This window comes from Capnocytophaga sp. oral taxon 412 str. F0487, from assembly GCF_000271925.1.
GTDB lineage: Bacteria > Bacteroidota > Bacteroidia > Flavobacteriales > Flavobacteriaceae > Capnocytophaga > Capnocytophaga ochracea.
Map to the genome: position 1 here is coordinate 26,807 of NZ_AJZR01000062.1, position 19,428 is coordinate 46,234.

Sequence of the window (19,428 nt, forward strand, 5' to 3'; positions counted from 1 at the left end):
AATCCTTATCTTTTACCTAAAAATTTCTCTTTGGTAACTCTATTATTGGGTCTATCGAGGGCTGTAACTACTATCTTACTACCTGAAAGAGTAGGGTTCAGGGCAGTAGTAGCGTATTGCCAAATGTCAGCGGTAAGTATGGCATTGCCTTCTTCAACGGTTTCCTCACCGTGCGATATCGTTACTTTCACCTGAACAACCTTAAAATTATCACTTACTTCAATAGCTATAAGCTCTCCTTTTTGAGTACCTGTATAGGCTTCGGCATTGATGTGACTGATTTCAGGAGCTTTAAGATAATCAGATACTGCCATATTATAAGCGTTGATAACACCACGTCGTTTAGCTTCTGCTGTATATAAGTCTTTCAGAATAGGGTCTTGCAAAGCGTTTTTGGCATAGGTGCTAGCGAGCCTAAATCGGTTATTTTGCGAGATGAGAGTAGGGTGAGTAGTAGGCTTTCGGCGGGGTTTTGCAACAACAATAATCTTATCGCCTACTCTGCGGTATACTACTTGGTTGCCGAGTTTCCCCGAGATGCCTTGCATTGCTAAGTTGTCTTTTATTTTTGCCATAGGTCTATTAGTTAATTTGTCCTTTTGTTAATTAGTACTGCAAAATTATAAAACATTTACTGAATTAGCAAATATGTCCATCTGCTCTCCGGTTTAAGACTGCCTATCGTTCGGTGTAGAGCCACTGTAGAGCCACTGTAGAGCCACTGTAGACCCACTGTAAAGCCACTGTGGGTTCGGTATAGCTTCGGTGTAGATAGTAATAAAATTCTCTCTATGGTTTCAATAAGTAAATATTCGAAATTTCATTTTTATAAGACGTTTACTTAACCTTATTTCAAAGGGTTAAGCCTTATACTTCCCTCTTTTCCAAATTTCTATTGAGTTAATAATGTTCTGCCACAAAATATAACAGCCAGGACCTACGGTGGAAAGAGGGTGCAGGTAAGTGGTAGCTATCCAAATGGCAAAAGCCGTATTCTTTTGCCCTAAGGCTTGTCCTGCCTCAATCGAAGCTTCAAAAAACCGACCTATATACCGCCCAATAGCGTATTGCATTAGGCATAATAGTAACCCCAAAAAAGCAATGAGCAATAAAAAACCTATCCCCGATTGTGCGTGGAAGATATTTTTAAGAGTCGTACCGGTAACAATCATCAGTGAACAACCCCAAAGGTAGAAGGAGAGGTCAGGAATGTTTATCAGCCATTGGTGAAAGCGGTGAAGTTGTGGTACACTCTTAGTAAGTAGTGCTAAGAGCATAGGCACAACCAACACCAAACACACTTTCTGCATTATGAGCGAGAAAGCAGTCCAAAAAGTAAACTCCGATGCAGGTTCTATCAGCGGAAAACAAATCGGAATCAGTAGGGCGCAAAGCAGATTAGAGAGGAAAGTGTAGGTGGTCATCTGTTCCAAATTGCCCCCAAGTTTTAAGGTTACTACGGCTGCAGCCGCGGCACAAGGGGCTATCACACAAGCAAGAATGCTCTCCAAGAGTATCAACTCCTTGCCTCCAATCCGAAAATAAAGAATCACCCCTACAATCGCTGTTACCAAAACGATTTGGAAGAGACTTGCCCAAAAGTGCCATCGTACAGGCAACAACTTTTTAAAGTTTACCTTGCAGAAAGTAACGTACAGTATCAGGAACATAAACAGAGGCAGTATAGTGTCGAACGTAGGAGCAAGTTTCTGTGAGAGAGTATCCAGTGCAGGCACGTAGTAAAATATGAGATATACCAAAGCGCCTATGCCCATAGAAATAGGCAGTGTCCAATTCTTTATAAAACGAATGAGTGTAAGCATTTTAAATTTACCGATGAGCTAATGATTTAAGGCTACAAAAGTACAAATAATTTGCTAATCAAACTACCTGAACAACTCGTATTTAAAATTTCTAATTTGTCAATTTGCTGATTTCTCCCTATCTTTGCCCTCAATTTACCAATTGTTAATGAACAAATTAAGACATTTCTATAAAACAGCTTTTATCACTTATTGCTATCCTTTCAGTATCAGCTCTTTTGGCTCAAAATCCTTTTGAATTTGATTTGCACTAAACTTCGCCAAAGTTAAATAATTCGCTAATTGACAAATTTTCTAATTATTTTCCAACCTTTTTAATTTTTCTTCGTTTATAAGGGCAAAAAGGATAATTGAGATATCAAAATTCATATATTTATTTTCTGAACTTTTAATTTTGTAGGACTTATGAAAAAGAAAATATTTACATCTGCCAAACTATTGCTGATAGGAGTTATCCTATTGTGCTACCTTGTTTTTACTGCCTGTTCAGCTCTCACGCTTGAGTTTGAAGAGAGGGACTTGACCATTACAAATCTTGACGGCAAGACCATTCCCATAAGAGTTGAGCTTGCTCGCTCCATACGAGAGATGTCAAAAGGTTATATGGGGCGTGAGAATATTCCCGAAGGAACGGGTATGCTTTTTATCTTTAAAAGAGACGAAAAGTTAAGCTTTTGGATGAAAGATACGCCTACTCCCCTTTCAATTGCGTTCATTAACTCGAATGGCGAAATTCGCAAAACACGCGATATGACACCGTTCAGCCATCAAAGTGTGGACTCATCGGAACCTGTGCGTTATGCTCTTGAAGTGCCTCAAGGATGGTTTAAAAAAAACAACATAGGAAAGGGCTGTACAATCAAACTGCCGTAACCGATGAAGTTGAACAATCTCCTGTTTTTCTACATCGTACTTAATTTGAACCTTAAAAAGAATAAATCATTCATCATTTAAAGAAAAATGCAAATCGACCATTGTCTCATCGAGAAAGCTCAGCGCAACGACCGCTTAGCGCAAAAGCAGTTGTACGACCAGTACGCTCCTGCTTTGCTGAGTGTGTGCAGGCTGTACATTAGTGATTTGCAATTCGCCGAAGATGCCTTACTGAAAGCCTTTTTCAAGATATTTACCAGTCTCTCTAAATATGAAGAACAAGAACACTTCTATGCGTGGATACGCAGGATTACTGTAAATGAATGTATAGATTTTCTCAAAAGCAAAGCCCAAAAGCTATCCTTCACCGATTGGAGCGATACTTACGACACTATCGACGAGAGTGAGTTAGACAATGAATCTTTTAACGATGAACAAATACAAGCCTTTATAGATAAACTTCCTTCTGCCTGTCGTACCGTTTTTAACCTTTATGTGTTTGAAAATGAATCTCACAAGCAGATAGCAGAGAAGTTAGGTATTAGTGAAGGCACTTCTAAATCGCAATTGGCTTATGCCAAAAAACTTTTACAACAATACGTTACAAACTATAAAAAAAGAGCTTAAAAAATGTGGAAAGATAGCATACAACGCCTATTTAGGTATCGGAAAATCACCCCCTCGCCTACCCTATGGGAACAGTTAGAGGCGCAATTAGCCGAGAGTGAAGCCCAACAAGCAAGGCAGAACAGCCGAAAAGTGTGGTATTACGCCATAGCTGCCTGCTTGCTATTGTGCCTCGGGATAGGGTATTTGTTAGAACAGCAACAAACCAATACAAACCCTGAATATCAATCGCAGAAAGTAGTAGTTGTAACCACAGAAAAAGAAAACGTATCATCTGTTGGTACTACTTTCACTCCTACTACGATAACCGAAACTCCCAAAGTTCCCATAGTCCAAAGGACTCTTACAACTTTGCCAGCTGTTAAGAGTTCCATAGCTTCTCCTGCCCTCCTCGATATCAATGAGGTAGATACTCTTTTTGCCGAGTATACTGCTGATGCTATTGAAACCAGAATTACAAAACAGATGGAAAAGCAAATAGCAGGGGATTTACAGCAACTATCGGCAGAAGATTTAGCTCTTATCGCTACTACTCAAGCTCAACTCAACCAATATGTAAATCAAAAATACGAGCAAGATGCTACTTTTAACACCATTGAAAGGGACTTGCTTAGAAACAGGGTAAAACTATTAGCTGAAAGGCTATTAAAAGAAGTAGGAACACGCGTTGTTTTAAACAATAAAGACTAAAAATAAATATCAAAATGAGAACATTACATTTTTTATGGGTGATTTGCTTGTTGGCGACAAGCATCACCTTCGCACAAGACCATTCCAAAGAAGCTATCAAAAAATCGAAATACACGATAGACTCTATTGTATTTGCAGAAAAAGAAACGCTCAAAAAGAAACTTTCAGCCGTAAATCAGTTGCTCAAAGAGAAGAAAATCAGTGAAGAACTGAGTCAGCAGATGAAAGAAGAGCTCACGGCTACTACCGAGAAGAATATCAAAGAAAAGACAGCTGCTGAAGCCGAACATTTAGCGAAACTCATACGTGAAGGAGCTACATCAGCCTCCACAGAAACTCAAACCAATACGCTTACCACAGCTAAATCGGATGCGTATAAGCGCGCAATGGAAGAATTAGAAACTATTTTCCGCAAGAAGGAAGAGAAAAAAGTGAATACCAATCGTGCCTTAGACGAAATAGGGCTTTATATGGCAATAGGGTTTCACAACCTAAACAGTAGCAATGGCTTTGGTGACAATCGTTTTAAACCCTTAGGTTCTAAATCGTTTGAATTGGGCTTTACATCAGGGTTTCGCTTGCTTAAAACGAACAATTTGTTGCATATCAACTATGGAATTGCCTGGATGCACGACGGACTCAAATTCAAAGAGAGCGAGTACTTTGTAAGAGAAAACGGCGTAACAAAATCGGTGGAGTATACTGCTAATAAACTTAACAAATCGAAATTGCGTACCAATTACCTCATCGTGCCTGTGGACTTCGAATTTGATTTCACACCTCCTAAAACTAAGAACGGAGTAACCATTTACCCTGTTCACGACAGTTTCAGAGTAGGTTTTGGGGGTTATGTAGGGGTATCCATAGGCAACAGTCAGAAAATAAGATATGACGATGGTTCTATTCATAAAAATGTTATAAGAGAGGACTTAAATATCAGCCCTTGGGTATATGGACTTTCGGCTCATTTAGGATATAAAGATTATGTGATTTATGCTCGATATAGCCTTGCTCCTCTTTTCCGCAACAATCCTGTAAACGAGTATCCTTTTTCTATAGGGATACGTTTTGGAGATTAAAAGATTTGTTTTATATCTCTTAGCTAAAATTTATTTTCCTGAAAATAGTATTATAATCAAAAAAAACTTTGTACCTTTGCAACGTTGCTTGTAAAGGTACTTTTTTTGTTTGGTATAAAAGCAGTCTTTTTAAATGATAAAAATATGAATACAATCTTAAAAGAAAAAGACATAGACACTCAAGATAAACAGAAGCTTATGGAGGCACTCGAGACGATGAGTGCCGAAGAGTCTGCTGGTTATAAGTTGTGGATTTCAAAAAAGCTTGAAGAGAGGTTTCATAATCCGACTAATTTAGAAGAAAACAATGAATATGCCTCAGCTAACTATCAGGATAAAGAAGAAGATATTACCAACTTAGAAAATCTTGTAAGAGAAGCAAGAGCAGAATATAAAGCAGGCAAAACTACCCAAATAAACCCGTTTGATATATGGGAAAATCTTTAACTGAGACTGAAGAAAGCTCAAGCTCAACCTATACAATCGAATTAACTCAAGAGGCTTTAAAACAACTAAAAGAGATAAAGAAAAATGGGCTACCCTCTGTAAAGAAACGCTTAGAGAGGATTTTTGCAGAAATAGCGATTAATCCTATGGATAGTAATGGGTTTGCTTCTGCTGAGAAATTAAAACATTTCCCTAATAATGAGATTTGGAGCAGAGAGTTAAGCAAAAAGGATAGAGTAGTGTATGAAGTTTTTGAAGATGAGAAAACAGTACTTGTTTCCCGATTATTAGGACATTATTTTGACAAATAAGTCGTAGTACGACGACAGTACGAGCCGTATAAGTAACCGTAGTACGGTGGACAGCAGAAGAGTCGGGAGAGCGAAAGATAACGGAGGATTTCAGAAGTAGTGTGAGAGGATTTTTGATGAAAAAAAGGTATTGGAAGGGTGTACTTAGCTTATAGGGAGCTTATAGGAAGCTTATACGAATCTTGGACGATTGGTATAGAAAGGGTATATAAGTGATTGACTCATAATACAATACAACAGTGCTAAAAATGTAAAAAACGGGGTTTCGAGACGAAAGAAAGAGAATCCTCACCCCGTCCCTCTCCCAAGGAGAGGGGGAATGTGGAGACGGTAAAGGAGAAGGGATAATTAGAGAGTTAGCAAATTAGAAAATTAGGAAATGGGGTGGTATGGGAGCTTAGTCCATAGGCACTAGGAGGGGAGTATGACGAAAAAAGGAAGAAATGACGAGTGACGATTGACGAATGACGAATAACAGATGAAGAAGATAATATTATAAGGAGAAACTGAAATGAGGGGAAAGCGATTGAGAAATGGTATTGTTTGAAACTAATGATACTTAAAACATCTAAAAATTGACAACTAACGACTAAACACTAAATATAATGAGTAATACAAAGAAAATTAATCCCGACTATGTGTTTGAAACCAGTTGGGAAGTATGTAACAAAGTAGGAGGTATTCACACGGTGATTACCACGAAAGCTCCGAGTATTGCGAAACAATTCAGAAGGAAATACATTCTGATTGGTCCCGATATTTGGCAACACAACGAAAATAAAGAATTTGTAGAAAACCCCGAACTCTTCAAATCGTGGCGTGCTAAAGCAGCATCTGAGGGCTTGCGCGTGCGTGTGGGGAATTGGAAAATAGAAGGCAACCCCATAGTAATTCTGGTAGATTTCTCTCATTATGTAAGTGCCAAAAACGAGATTTTGCGTTATTATTGGGATAACTACAAGCTCGATTCTTACAACAGTCCGTGGGATTACGTAGAGTCGGTGCTTTTTGGTTATGCAGTAGGGAAGGTGATTGAGAGCTTTGTGAAGTTCAACACTGCTTCACGCGAAAACGTGATTTGCCATTTCCACGAATGGATGACCGGTAGTGCGCTACTCTATTTGGAAGAAGAAATGCCTAAAATAGGTTCGGTATTCACTACTCACGCTACCGTAGTAGGTCGTGCGATTGCCGGCAATGGTTATCCGCTCTACAACGATATGAAGAACTACAAACCCGAAGAAATGGCCTATCGGTTTGGGGTACAACACAAACACTTCCTCGAAAAAGAAACTACCAAAGTAGCCGACTGCTTCACTACGGTAAGCGAAATTACTGCCCAAGAAGCGTTGCACTTCCTCAGCAGAAAAACTGATATCATCACGCCTAATGGCTTTAACGACGCCATAGTACCAGCTGAAAAAGATTTTGATAAGAAGCGCGCAGAAGCTAAACAGCGTCTTATCAGCGTAGCACAGGCTTTGGTAACCCAACCTATTAGCAAGGATACCAAAATTGTAGCTATCAGCGGTAGATATGAGTTCCACAACAAGGGTATCGATGCCTTTATTGATGCCTTGGGAGCACTGAATAGGAATTCTAATAACAAGAAAGAGCTTTTGGCTTACATCTTAATTCCTACAGCTCACGATGCGCCTAACCAAGGATTGCTAAACAATTTGCACAACCCTCAGCAAACTACCGAAAACGAACAAAAGCACCTTACCCATATTCTCCCTGATGTGTATCACGATGCGATAATGACTCGTATTTATGAGCAACAGCTCTTCAATAGGAAGGAAGATAAGGTGAAAGTGATTTTCTGTCCAAGTTATCTCAATGGCAACGACGGGGTGTTCAACCTTTCTTATTACGACTTGCTCATCGGGTTGGACGGCACCGCTTTCCCATCGTACTACGAGCCTTGGGGCTATACACCGCTTGAAAGTTTGGCTTTTAAAGTATCTACCATTACCACTACTTTGGCAGGCTTTGGCAAGTGGGTGAACGATTATTACCCCGAAAAACAAAAAGCGATAGAAGTAGTACCGCGCACCGATAGCAACTACGGTGAGGTAGTAGGCGCGATTGCTAAAAATATTCAGAATTTATTAGACAGGAAAGAACAAGACTTCCAAGAGCTTCGCGAAACAGCAGGTAAAGTATCAGAAATCGCTCTGTGGAAGAACTTGGTACAATACTACATAAAATGTTATGAACTCACTCTTGAAAATATAGAGGACAGAGTGGAGAGTCTGCCTCCGGTAGAAACTGATGGAGTGGCATATTTAGAGAAATCGAAGGTGGTGAACACGCCTAACTGGCGCAGTGTGATTATCCACCGTGCAATTCCCGAAGCCTTACAACCGCTCGAAGAACTTGCTAAAAACCTTTGGTGGTGCTGGAATGACGAGGCTTACGAAGTTTTTAAATACATCGATAAAGCCCAATGGATAGAAGTGCGTAAAAACCCTATTGCATTGCTGGACAGCATCTCACTTACTCGTTATAAAGAATTGGAGCAAGATGCGGTATTTATGCGCAATCTTTCGAAAGTATATGGTGATTTCCAAGCCTATATGGCTAAAAAATCGGAGATGGTAAGTCCGTCTATCTCTTATTTTAGTATGGAATACGGCTTGCATTCTTCCTTGAAGATTTATTCAGGAGGTTTGGGTATCTTGGCGGGCGATTACCTAAAAGAAGCCAGCGACAAGGCAACCAAAATCACTGGGGTAGGATTGTTATACCGCTATGGTTATTTCACTCAAAAACTATCTTCAGCAGGTAACCAAGAAGCCGACTACGAAGCACAAGATTTCTCGAAGATACCTGTAACGCCTGTAACAGATGAGAGTGGAAAATGGTTGATTATATCAATAGATTTACCAGGTAGAACCCTATATGCACGTGTATGGCGTGTGGACGTAGGTCGTATAGAGCTTTATCTTCTCGACACCGATTTTGAGAACAACCGCGAAGACGACCGTTCTATCACCCATCACTTGTATGGAGGTGACTGGGAAAACCGTCTTAAACAAGAAATGTTATTAGGTTTAGGAGGTATTAAGATGTTGCGCAAGCTAGGTATCGACAGTGATATTTACCACTGCAATGAAGGGCACGCTGCCTTTATAGGGTTGGAACGCCTCAGCGAGTATATCCAAAACGAGAATCTTACTTTCTCGGAAGCGATGGAAGTGGTGCGCGCTTCGTCACTCTTTACTACTCACACCCCAGTACCCGCAGGTCACGATGCTTTTGAAGAAGGCTTATTACGCGCTTATTTAGGAAATTACGCCGATATATTGCACGTGAATTGGGAACAAATACTCGCTTTGGGTAAAATAAACTTGCAAAACCCACACGAGAAATTCTCGATGAGTAACCTCGCAGCAAACCTTTCGCAAGAAGTAAACGGTGTGAGCTGGCTACACGGTGAGGTAAGTAAAGAAATCCTCAAAGACTTGTGGCCAGGTTATATGCCTGAAGAACTTCACATTAGCTATGTAACCAATGGAGTACACCAACCTACGTGGACAGCTGGCTTGTGGAAAGAAGTAGAAAACGAGGTGTTTGGCAAAGACTACAAAACACACCACTACGACCCTAAGAGCTTTGAGGGCATCTATAAGGTATCTGACCAACGCGTGTGGGAAATCAAAACGGCTCTTCGTTCTAAGCTCTTGCGCCGTGTAGAACAAAAGCTGCGTTTAGAGAAGAACACCCCTTATTTCTCTCCACGTCAGTTAGTGGAAATCAAAGAGAACTTACGCGAAGATATCCTTACCATTGGTTTTGCGCGTCGTTTTGCAACCTACAAACGCGCTCATTTGCTCTTTACCAATATAGAGCGTTTGGATAAAATAGTGAACAATCCTGAGCGCCCTGTACAGTTCATCTTTGCCGGTAAAGCCCACCCTGCCGATAAAGCAGGACAGGATTTGATTAAGAATATTGTGGAAATTTCGAAATTACCACAGTTCTTAGGCAAGATATTATTCGTTCCTAACTACGATATGGAGCTCGCGCGCCATATGGTACAAGGGGTAGATGTATGGATGAATACCCCTACACGTCCGCTAGAAGCCTCAGGAACCAGTGGTGAAAAAGCTGCAATGAACGGAGTAATGCACTTCAGCGTACTTGATGGTTGGTGGGTAGAAGGGTATCGGGAAGATGCCGGTTGGGCTCTCCCTATGGAACGCTCCTACGAAAACCAGCAGTATCAAGACGAAATGGATGCAGAGACGATTTACAACATTATTGAAGACGAGATAGCTCCTATATTCTATGATAAGAATAAAGATGGCATCTCATCACGCTGGTGTGCGCTCATTAAGAATACGATTGCCAAAGTAGCGGTAAACTTTACCACTACTCGTATGCTCACTGATTACGAAAAGCAATACTATTACCCAATGACTGAGCGCGTAACCAAGATTAAAGACAATCACTTTGCAATCGCTATTGAACTTTCGAACTGGAAACGCAAAGTAACTCAAGAATGGGATAACATAAAGGTAGTGAGCTTTAAAGTGCCTAATCGCAATGAGCAACTCATTTCTATTGGCAAAATATACAAAGGTGAAATTACCTTAGAATTAGGAGAATTACGCCCTGAAGACGTAGGAGTAGAATTGGTAGTAGCCCAACATAAAGACGATAAGTTTAAAGTACTCTCGACAAGTGAGTTTACGGTAGTGGCTCAAGAAGGCAACAAAGCTACCTATCAATTGGAAATTGCCTCAGAATATCCAGGCGCTTTGCACTTAGCAATAAGAATTTTCCCAAAAAATAATTTATTGCCACACCGCCAAGATTTCGCTTTGGTAAAATGGCTATAACAAATAAATAAGTATTTCATTTTAAAGTATATAGGAAGAAAATAAGCAAATATATAAAGGTTAAAAAACCACTATTTTGGAGAGATTAAAAAGAATAAGAAATGTTAAAATTAATAAAAAAATATCTCTAAAATGATTTTGTATTAAAATAATACTTATATTTGCACCAAAATTAAAATAGTAATCAAAATTCATTTTTTAAGTATGAAGAAAATCAAAGTAACTTTATTTGCTTTAGCTGCTGCTTTTTCAGTGGCAGTTCAAGCACAAGATGAAGACAGTCCTTGGCAAATAGGATTTGGAGTGAACTCCGTTGATATTCGTACCCCTGATGCATTCGGGGACTTAATGAAAGACTGGGGAGGGCCAAGCGATATCAATATCCTTCCAGCAGTTTCTCGTCTTTCAGTAGGTAGATATATCGGAGCTGGTTTTTCTGCTGAATTATCAGGTTCTTTAAACAAAATCGAAAAAGGATTCGGTTATAACAAAGATCTTGATAACAAAGTAGATTTATCTTTCTGGTCTGCAGACTTAGCGTTGCAATACCACTTTAAATCTCTTTGGAACAAAGAGAAAGTAAAATGGTTTGACCCATTCTTACAAGTAGGTGGTGGTTATGCCGCTATTGACAACGAAGGTAAATTCCGCGCCTTAGGTGGTGGTGGTGTGAACTTTTGGTTTACTGAAAACATCGGTATTAACTTGCAGACAGCTTACCACCCTACTTTCCAATCTGATTCAAAAGAGGATTACTTCCAACACGCTGCCGGTATTACCATTAAATTTGGTAAAAAAGACCGCGATAAAGATGGTGTAGCTGACAAAGATGACCTTTGTCCTGATGAACCAGGTAAACCAGAATTGAAAGGTTGTCCAGACCGTGATAATGACGGTGTAGCTGATAAAGACGACGCTTGTCCTGATGAAGCTGGTAAACCAGAATTGAAAGGTTGCCCAGACAGAGACAATGATGGTATCGCTGATAAAGATGATGCTTGTCCAGATGAAGCTGGTCCAGCTGAATTTAACGGTTGCCCTGATACCGATGGTGATGGTGTGCCAGATAACGTAGACCAATGTAAAGACGTAGCTGGTCCTAAAGAAAACAACGGTTGCCCTTGGCCTGATACCGATGGCGATGGTGTACTTGACAAAGACGACGAATGCGTAGATGTACCTGGACCTGCTTCTAACAATGGTTGCCCTGAAGTAACTCAAGAAGTTCAAAAGAAATTGAACGACTTTGCACGCACTATCTTGTTTGACGTAAACAAAGCTACTATCAAACCTCAATCAGCAACTGTATTGAACCAAATCGTTGACGTATTGAACCAATACAAGAACGCTAAATTCTCTATTGAGGGTTACACTGATATCAGTGGTAAGAGAGATAAGAATCAAAAATTATCAGAAGATAGAGCTTACTCTGTTAAAGCTTATTTGATTGAAAAAGGTATCGATGAAGGTCGTTTGACTGCAAAAGGTTTCGGTCCTGATAAACCAATCGCTTCTAACAAAACTAAGAAAGGTAGAGAGCTCAACCGTCGTGTTGAAATCAACTTAGTAAAATAGTTGTTTCTCTAACCCTTTTGTTACACATAAAAAGAGGTTGCCCGTAAGGACAACCTCTTTTTAATTATTAATTATCAGTTATTAATCACTAATTGTTTATGTTTCCTTCTATCGAAATTCAATTGCAAACCTTACCTAATAATCCTGGTGTCTATCAGTTTTACGATGCTACGGACACGCTTATTTATGTAGGGAAAGCCGTCAATTTGAAAAAGCGCGTTTCTTCTTATTTCCAAAAGGAACACGACAGTGCCAAAACACGTATTTTGGTGAGGAAAATTGTGCGTATAGAACACATAGTCGTAGCTACCGAGAGTGATGCATTACTACTCGAAAACAACCTTATCAAGAAATACCAACCGCGCTATAACATTCTCCTAAAAGACGACAAGAGCTATCCTTGGATATGTGTGAAGAAAGAACGATTTCCACGCGTATTCTCTACGCGTAGAGTAGTAAAAGACGGTTCGCTGTACTTTGGCCCTTATACCAGTATGAAAACCGTACACACACTTTTAGATTTGATAAAAGAGCTCTTCGCTTTGCGCAATTGTAATTACGATTTATCTCCGCAAAACATCGCTAACCACAAGTTTAAAGTGTGCTTGGAATATCATCTGAAAAATTGTAAAGGGCCTTGTGAAGGATACCAAAACGAAGCAGATTACAACCAGAATATTCAGCAGATTGTAGAAATCCTCAAAGGGAATTTCAAAGATGCATTACATCAGTTTAAGGAGGAGATGATGGCACTGGCTTCGGAAATGCGGTTTGAAGAAGCACATCTCATCAAGCAAAAGATACAGAGTTTAGAGAACTATCAGGCAAAATCGACCATCGTAAGTAGTAAAATTAGCAATGTAGATGTATTTTCTATCGTTTCGGACGAAGAGTACGGTTATGTAAATTTCCTACAAGTAGCCTACGGAGCGATTGTGAGAGCTCATACTTTGGAGATCAAAAAGAAATTGGAAGAAACCGATAGAGAGCTCTTGGAATACGCTATTATTGATGTTCGCGAACGTTTCTTCTCTAATTCCAAAGAGATTATTGTGCCTTTTGAGGTTACTCTTTCAGAAGGATTACAAGCGACTATTCCTAAGGCAGGTGAGAAAAAACAACTCTTAGACCTATCGATGCGCAATGCCAAACACTTCCGTCAAGATAGATTCAAGCAGGAGAAAATAGTAGACCCCGAACGCCATACGAACCGTATTCTCACCCAGATGCAACGCGACTTGCATCTCTCTGTCCCACCGGTACATATAGAGTGCTTTGACAACTCGAATATTCAGGGTACGAACCCCGTATCGGCGTGTGTAGTATTTAAGAATGCGAAGCCGAGCAAAAAAGACTATCGCCATTTTAACGTGAAAACTGTAGAAGGCCCTAACGATTTTGCCTCGATGGAAGAAGCCGTGTATAGACGTTATCGAAGATTGTTGGACGAGGAACAACCTCTGCCACAACTGATTGTAATAGACGGCGGGAAGGGACAATTGTCTTCGGCATTAAAAGCCTTAGAGCAATTAGAACTGCGCGGAAAGATAGCTATTATAGGTATTGCGAAGCGTTTGGAAGAAATATATTTTCCTGAGGATAGTATTCCATTGTATTTAGACAAGCGTTCGGAAACCTTGCGAGTGATACAGCAGTTACGTGATGAAGCTCACCGTTTTGGGATTACCTTCCACCGGCAAAAACGGAGTAAATCGGCAATCGTATCGGAGCTTGATGGAGTAGAGGGTATAGGAGAAAAGACTAAAGAAGTACTCTTGCAACATTTTAAATCGGTAAAACGCATAAGAGAAGCTACTTTAGAGGAGCTTACCCAAGTAGCAGGCTTTAGAGGTAAGAAAGTGTATGAATATTTCCAGAGTCATAAATAAAAACGAAGGCTTTATCTGTTGCTAATTACAATTTGTTTCATACCTTTGGAGCAAGTTCTATTATAGAAATAATCTATGGCGAAAACAGTAGACAGCTTAGCTGTAATAGCTTTATAATCAAACGTTATTCGGAGCTAAGACGAACAAACAACGAACAAAAGACGGTGCGAGCCGCACGGGCAGATAAAAAATGAACGAAGAAAAGACGAACAAACAACGAACAAACAACGAACAAACAACGAACAAAAGACGAACAAAAGATGAAGAACAGTGGTACAAATCTGGGTTCTTAGAGGTGTATAATGAGTACTTCTGCTATAAAAATAATTTATTCTTTTAATTAGAAAGTTTTTAATATATTATTCATAATTATTTTGTATCTTTGTCGCAAGTTTCATCTTAGAAAAAATACCTATGAAAAAACTAGGTATGGTAGCTCTTTTAGCAATGGTGATGGTAGCTTGCAACAACAGCACCAACGCAACGCAAAGCACTGAAAAAGAAACCTCTATTATTATATGATAAAGTAGCGGATAAAGGGAAAGAATGAATAACTATGAAAGTCTCTGAAGCAATTAGTATCACAGATAAATTATTTGAGCTCTACAAAAAAAAGATAGAGGTAAACATTCCTCTATTTCTCTCAAAAATAAAAGAAATACCTCTTACAAAGGAGAGTTTTCAGTTCTATACGGCTGTTTCTTCTATGGCTTCTTCGAAAATTGAAGGAGAAGTATTAGACATCGATAGCTATTTGAAACATAAATTAAATGGAGTAATTTATCAAAAAAACTTAGTTGAGAAACCTAACGATGTGTTTGCTGCCTACACTTTTGCTCAGAACTCTCCCCTTACTGTTGCTAACTTACTGAAAGCACATAAAATTATTACAAAGAATTTGCTAACCGCCAGTTCACAAGGAAAAGTGCGTACTTCGGATATGATTATACGCGATGTGGCAAAAGGAATCGTTATCTATGAAGCCTGCGCTAAGGAAGAAGTGAAAAGTGAGTTTGACGCTTTTTGTAATTTCTTAGAAGAGCTCATAAAACGAACATTATCTGTACAGGAAACGTTCTTCTATGCCTCATTATTGCACTTATTTTTAGTAAAGATACACCCTTTTGACGATGGTAACGGGCGTACAGCACGCTTACTCGAAAAATGGTTCTTAGCTGAAAAAATAGGTAAAAATGCTTGGTTTATACCTTCTGAAATCAATTATTGGGAACAGCGTGAAACTTACTACAAGAATATAGCTCTGTTAGGGTTCTTTTACGAAAAACTGAATTATAATAACAGCATACCTTTCTTACTAATGCTACCTAACTTTTTGAAAAATACTACTCAATAACTGAATTATTAATTGTTAATTGCTAATCGTTAATTGGATAATAATGCTTCTTTTCTTTAAAAACCAAAAAAAAACTATCTATGTGGTAGCTACCAAAGTTGCCCTTACTGAGACCGACCTCAACAAACTGAAATGGCTGTTTGGCAATGCCCAGCAACTCCCCTCCCCTACCCTTAACGGTACTTTCATCGGACCCCGTGCGGCGATGATTACCCCTTGGAGTACCAATGCAGTGGAAATTACCCAAAATATGGATATTCACGGGATTACCCGTATTGAGGAGTTCCACGAGGTAACCGACCCCAATACGCCTTTCGACCCTATGCTCTTTGAGCGATACAATGGTCTTACCCAAGATAGTTTTACTATCGACATTCAACCGCAAACAACACTCGAAATCGATGATATCGAGGCATATAACCAGCAAGAGGGGCTTGCGCTAAGCGTCGAAGAAGTTGCCTATTTGCAAAATCTCTCTCAACAACTGGGGCGCAAACTCACCGACTCGGAAGTGTTTGGCTTCTCGCAAATCAACTCCGAACACTGCCGACACAAAATCTTCAATGGTACTTTTGTTATCGACGGTGAGGAAAAACCTTCTACTCTCTTCAAACTCATTAAAAAGACATCACAAGAACACCCTAATAGCATTGTTTCGGCTTATAAGGACAATGTGGCTTTCATCAGAGGGACTACCGTCGACCAGTTTGCACCAAAAAGTGCCGATAAACCCGATTTCTACGAGGTAAAACCTTTTGAGGCTGTACTCTCACTCAAAGCCGAAACCCACAACTTCCCCACTACGGTAGAGCCTTTCAACGGGGCGGCTACAGGTTCGGGAGGTGAAATACGCGACCGTCTCGCGGGCGGACAAGGTTCTTTGCCTTTGGCAGGTACGGCGGTATATATGACGGCTTACCCCCGATTAGAAGAAGACCGCCCTTGGGAAAAAGGAATGGCAGAACGCCAATGGTTGTACCAAACGCCAATGGATATCCTCATCAAAGCCTCTAATGGGGCAAGCGATTTTGGTAATAAATTTGGGCAACCACTCATTACGGGCTCTCTCTTCACCTTTGAACACGAAGAAGGCGGACGCAAATTAGGCTTTGACAAAGTGATTATGCAAGCAGGAGGCGTGGGGTATGCCAAAGCCTTACAAGCCATAAAGCACACCCCACAGGAAGGTGATAAAATAGTTATCTTAGGCGGTGAAAACTATCGTATCGGGATGGGAGGAGCTGCCGTATCATCTGCCAATACTGGGGCTTTTGGCGCAGGTATTGAGCTGAATGCCGTACAGCGTTCTAACCCCGAAATGCAAAAACGCGCTGCTAATGCGATTCGCGCAATGGTAGAATCGGAGGAGAATCCTATCGTTTCTATACACGACCACGGGGCTGGCGGACACCTCAACTGTCTATCGGAACTCATAGAAGAAACCGGTGGTAAAATCGACTTAGACAAACTGCCCGTAGGCGACCCTACCCTATCGGATAAAGAGATTATAGGCAACGAATCACAAGAGCGTATGGGATTGGTATTGCCCGAAAAGGCTATTGCCAAACTAAAAACCATTGCCGACCGCGAGCGTGCACCTATGTACGAAGTGGGTGTGGTTACCAGCGACAAGCATTTTAGTATTGCCTCTGCAAAAAAAGGTACCCACCCAATGGATTTAGACCTTAGCGCGCTCTTTGGTAGTTCGCCAAAAACCGTAATGACCGATGAAACTGTCGTTACTAACTACGAAGAGCTACACTACTATGCAAGTCAGTTACAGAACTATTTGGTACAAGTACTGCAATTAGAAAGTGTGGCTTGTAAGGACTGGCTTACTAACAAGGTAGACCGTTGTGTAGGGGGGAAAGTTGCCAAACAGCAATGTGCAGGCGCACTACAACTCCCTTTGAACAACGTAGGGGTGATGGCTTTGGACTACAATGGCAAAGAAGGAATCGCTACCAGCATAGGTCATTCGCCTCTTACGGCACTCATCAGCCCTACCGCAGGTAGTCGCAATGCTATTGCTGAAGCACTGACTAACATTGTTTGGGCGCCACTAAAAGACGGCTTGCAAAGTGTATCGCTATCCGCTAACTGGATGTGGGCGTGTCGCAATAAAGGAGAAGACGCACGTTTGTACGAAGCCGTAGAAGCAGCTTCTAATTTTGCGATTGAATTGGGTATCAATATCCCTACTGGTAAAGATTCCCTATCGATGAAACAAAAATACCCCGACGGTGGTGATGTGATTGCCCCAGGTACGGTGATTATTTCGGCGGCTGCCCATTGTACTGACGTGCAAAAAGTAGTAGAGCCCGTATTGAAACGCAATGGAGGTAACATTTATTATATCAACTTCTCGGGCGCTCAATTTGAATTAGGAGGTTCGGCTTTTGCCCAAGTATTAAACAAAATAGGCGATAAAGCCCCTACCGTAACAGATGCCGAAGGCTTTAAAATAGCTTTCAACGTAGTACAATCACTCATAAAAGAAGGTAAAATACAAGCAGGACACGACATTGGTAGCGGCGGACTTATCACAACGCTTTTAGAGATGTGTTTTGCCGAAAACGACTTAGGAGCTACTATCGATTTGAGCGGACTTTCAGCCGATGAAGACCTTATCAAAACCCTTTTTGCTGAAAACGCAGGGGTAGTAATTCAAGCCGATAGCAGCATTGAAGCTACTTTAGAAGAAAACTTCTTAGAATGGGCTAATATAGGCGAAGTAACTACTTCACAAGAACTTACTATTCACCATTTCGGAAAATCGTACCATTTCAATATCCCCGAATTGCGCGATGTGTGGTATCTCACTTCTTACCTATTAGACAAACAACAAACGAAAAATGACAAGGCGACCGAGCGTTATCAAAACTACTCCGAACAGCCTCTGCAATACACTTTCCCAGCGCATTTCACGGGCGAAAAACCTGCACGCCCTGCAGGCAAACGCCCTATAGCAGCAGTGATACGCGAAAAGGGTAGCAACTCCGAGCGCGAAATGGCAAATGCCTTATACTTAGCAGGCTTTGATGTGAAAGATGTGCATACCACCGACCTTATCAGCGGACGTGAAACCTTAGAAGATGTACAATTTATAGGGGCTGTAGGTGGTTTCTCTAATTCCGATGTGTTAGGCAGTGCCAAAGGTTGGGCAGGTGCTTTGCTTTACAACGAGCAAGCTAAAAAAGCGTTAGACAACTTCTTTGCTCGTCCCAACACCCTTTCAGTAGGTATCTGCAATGGCTGTCAGTTGTTTATGGAATTAGAAGTCATCAATCCTGAGCACGCAGAACACGGAAAAATGTGGCATAACGATAGTGGCAAGCACGAAAGTGGTTTTGTATCGGTAAGCATTCCAGAGAACAACTCGGTGATGCTCTCCACCCTTGCCGGTAGTACCTTAGGGGTGTGGATATCACACGGCGAAGGGAAATTCCATTTGCCTTTGGCAGAAGCCGAATATAATATCGTAGGTAAATACGCTTATCAGGAGTACCCTGCCAACCCTAATGGCTCTGATTACAACACGGCTATGCTATGCGACAAAACAGGGCGCCATTTGGTAACGATGCCTCATATAGAACGTTCGGTTTTCCCTTGGCAATGGGCATACTATCCGAGTGAAAAAACAGCGGTTAGTCCTTGGTTAGAGGCATTTATCAATGCCCGCAAGTGGATTGAAGCACGTAATGCCAAATAAAAATGGTAAACAAAATCTTAAAAAAATAAGTGTATAAGTATTAAATTTACGCTAAAAAGGGGCTCTATAAGCCCCTTTTATATTAAACTTTTGTTAAACTTAAAAATACGCTTGACAAGTACTGTTTTATTCGTACCTTTGCCTCGCAATGAGGGTGGTAGCTCATTGTAAACTTCAAATAATAGTTTTCATAATTTAAAG

14 protein-coding genes are annotated in these 19,428 nt (G+C 40.5%); 12 read left to right on the forward strand and 2 right to left on the reverse strand.

The window, feature by feature from the left end; translation table 11 throughout:
* Nucleotides 1-5: 5 nt before the first annotated feature.
* Nucleotides 6-575: a hypothetical protein gene (locus HMPREF1321_RS11040; protein WP_009422645.1), complete on the reverse strand. Its 570-nt coding sequence runs from the start codon at nucleotides 573-575 to the stop codon at nucleotides 6-8.
* Nucleotides 576-860: 285 nt separating this feature from the next.
* The gene (locus tag HMPREF1321_RS11045) at nucleotides 861-1,823 is read right to left on the reverse strand and encodes a transporter (RefSeq protein WP_009422655.1); all 963 of its coding nucleotides are present in this window, start codon (nucleotides 1,821-1,823) and stop codon (nucleotides 861-863) included.
* A 405-nt stretch (nucleotides 1,824-2,228) separates the two neighbouring features.
* Here HMPREF1321_RS11045 and HMPREF1321_RS11050 point away from each other — a divergent pair, with 405 nt between their 5' ends.
* From HMPREF1321_RS11050 to purL, 12 genes are all read left to right on the forward strand, one after another.
* Entirely contained in the window at nucleotides 2,229-2,696 is a 468-nt protein-coding gene (locus tag HMPREF1321_RS11050; protein WP_034576085.1) for a DUF192 domain-containing protein, read from the forward strand.
* An 87-nt stretch (nucleotides 2,697-2,783) separates the two neighbouring features.
* Nucleotides 2,784-3,323 (forward strand): RNA polymerase sigma factor, encoded by a 540-nt coding sequence (locus tag HMPREF1321_RS11055; RefSeq protein ID WP_009422680.1) that lies wholly within the window; start codon nucleotides 2,784-2,786, stop codon nucleotides 3,321-3,323.
* 3 nt (nucleotides 3,324-3,326) lie between these two features.
* Entirely contained in the window at nucleotides 3,327-4,013 is a 687-nt protein-coding gene (locus tag HMPREF1321_RS11060; protein ID WP_009422638.1) for an anti-sigma factor, read from the forward strand.
* Nucleotides 4,014-4,027: 14 nt separating this feature from the next.
* Nucleotides 4,028-5,092 carry a membrane protein gene (locus HMPREF1321_RS11065; RefSeq protein ID WP_009422653.1) on the forward strand — a complete coding sequence of 355 codons (1,065 nt, stop codon included), beginning with the start codon at nucleotides 4,028-4,030 and terminating at the stop codon, nucleotides 5,090-5,092.
* Nucleotides 5,093-5,236: 144 nt separating this feature from the next.
* Nucleotides 5,237-5,539 (forward strand): hypothetical protein, encoded by a 303-nt coding sequence (locus HMPREF1321_RS11070; RefSeq protein WP_034576095.1) that lies wholly within the window; start codon nucleotides 5,237-5,239, stop codon nucleotides 5,537-5,539.
* Nucleotides 5,524-5,850, forward strand: a complete 327-nt coding sequence (locus tag HMPREF1321_RS11075) for a type II toxin-antitoxin system RelE/ParE family toxin (RefSeq protein WP_002675218.1) — start codon at nucleotides 5,524-5,526, stop codon at nucleotides 5,848-5,850. Before HMPREF1321_RS11070 ends, HMPREF1321_RS11075 begins: the two co-directional genes overlap by 16 nt.
* A 605-nt stretch (nucleotides 5,851-6,455) precedes the next feature.
* The gene (glgP, locus tag HMPREF1321_RS11080) at nucleotides 6,456-10,697 is read left to right on the forward strand and encodes an alpha-glucan family phosphorylase (protein ID WP_009422684.1); all 4,242 of its coding nucleotides are present in this window, start codon (nucleotides 6,456-6,458) and stop codon (nucleotides 10,695-10,697) included.
* Nucleotides 10,698-10,901: 204 nt separating this feature from the next.
* Complete coding sequence (locus HMPREF1321_RS11085; protein WP_009422657.1) at nucleotides 10,902-12,272, forward strand: OmpA family protein; 1,371 nt, start codon at nucleotides 10,902-10,904, stop codon at nucleotides 12,270-12,272.
* Between the two features lie 98 nt (nucleotides 12,273-12,370).
* The gene (uvrC, locus tag HMPREF1321_RS11090; protein ID WP_009422640.1) at nucleotides 12,371-14,161 is read left to right on the forward strand and encodes an excinuclease ABC subunit UvrC; all 1,791 of its coding nucleotides are present in this window, start codon (nucleotides 12,371-12,373) and stop codon (nucleotides 14,159-14,161) included.
* 190 nt (nucleotides 14,162-14,351) lie between these two features.
* Nucleotides 14,352-14,501 carry a hypothetical protein gene (locus tag HMPREF1321_RS11935; RefSeq protein WP_157461822.1) on the forward strand — a complete coding sequence of 50 codons (150 nt, stop codon included), beginning with the start codon at nucleotides 14,352-14,354 and terminating at the stop codon, nucleotides 14,499-14,501.
* A 216-nt stretch (nucleotides 14,502-14,717) separates the two neighbouring features.
* Entirely contained in the window at nucleotides 14,718-15,515 is a 798-nt protein-coding gene (locus tag HMPREF1321_RS11095) for a Fic family protein (protein ID WP_009422679.1), read from the forward strand.
* Nucleotides 15,516-15,558: 43 nt separating this feature from the next.
* On the forward strand, nucleotides 15,559-19,227 hold the full coding sequence (gene purL / locus HMPREF1321_RS11100) for a phosphoribosylformylglycinamidine synthase (RefSeq protein WP_009422688.1): 3,669 nt from the start codon (nucleotides 15,559-15,561) through the stop codon (nucleotides 19,225-19,227).
* The last annotated feature ends 201 nt before the right edge of the window (nucleotides 19,228-19,428 follow it).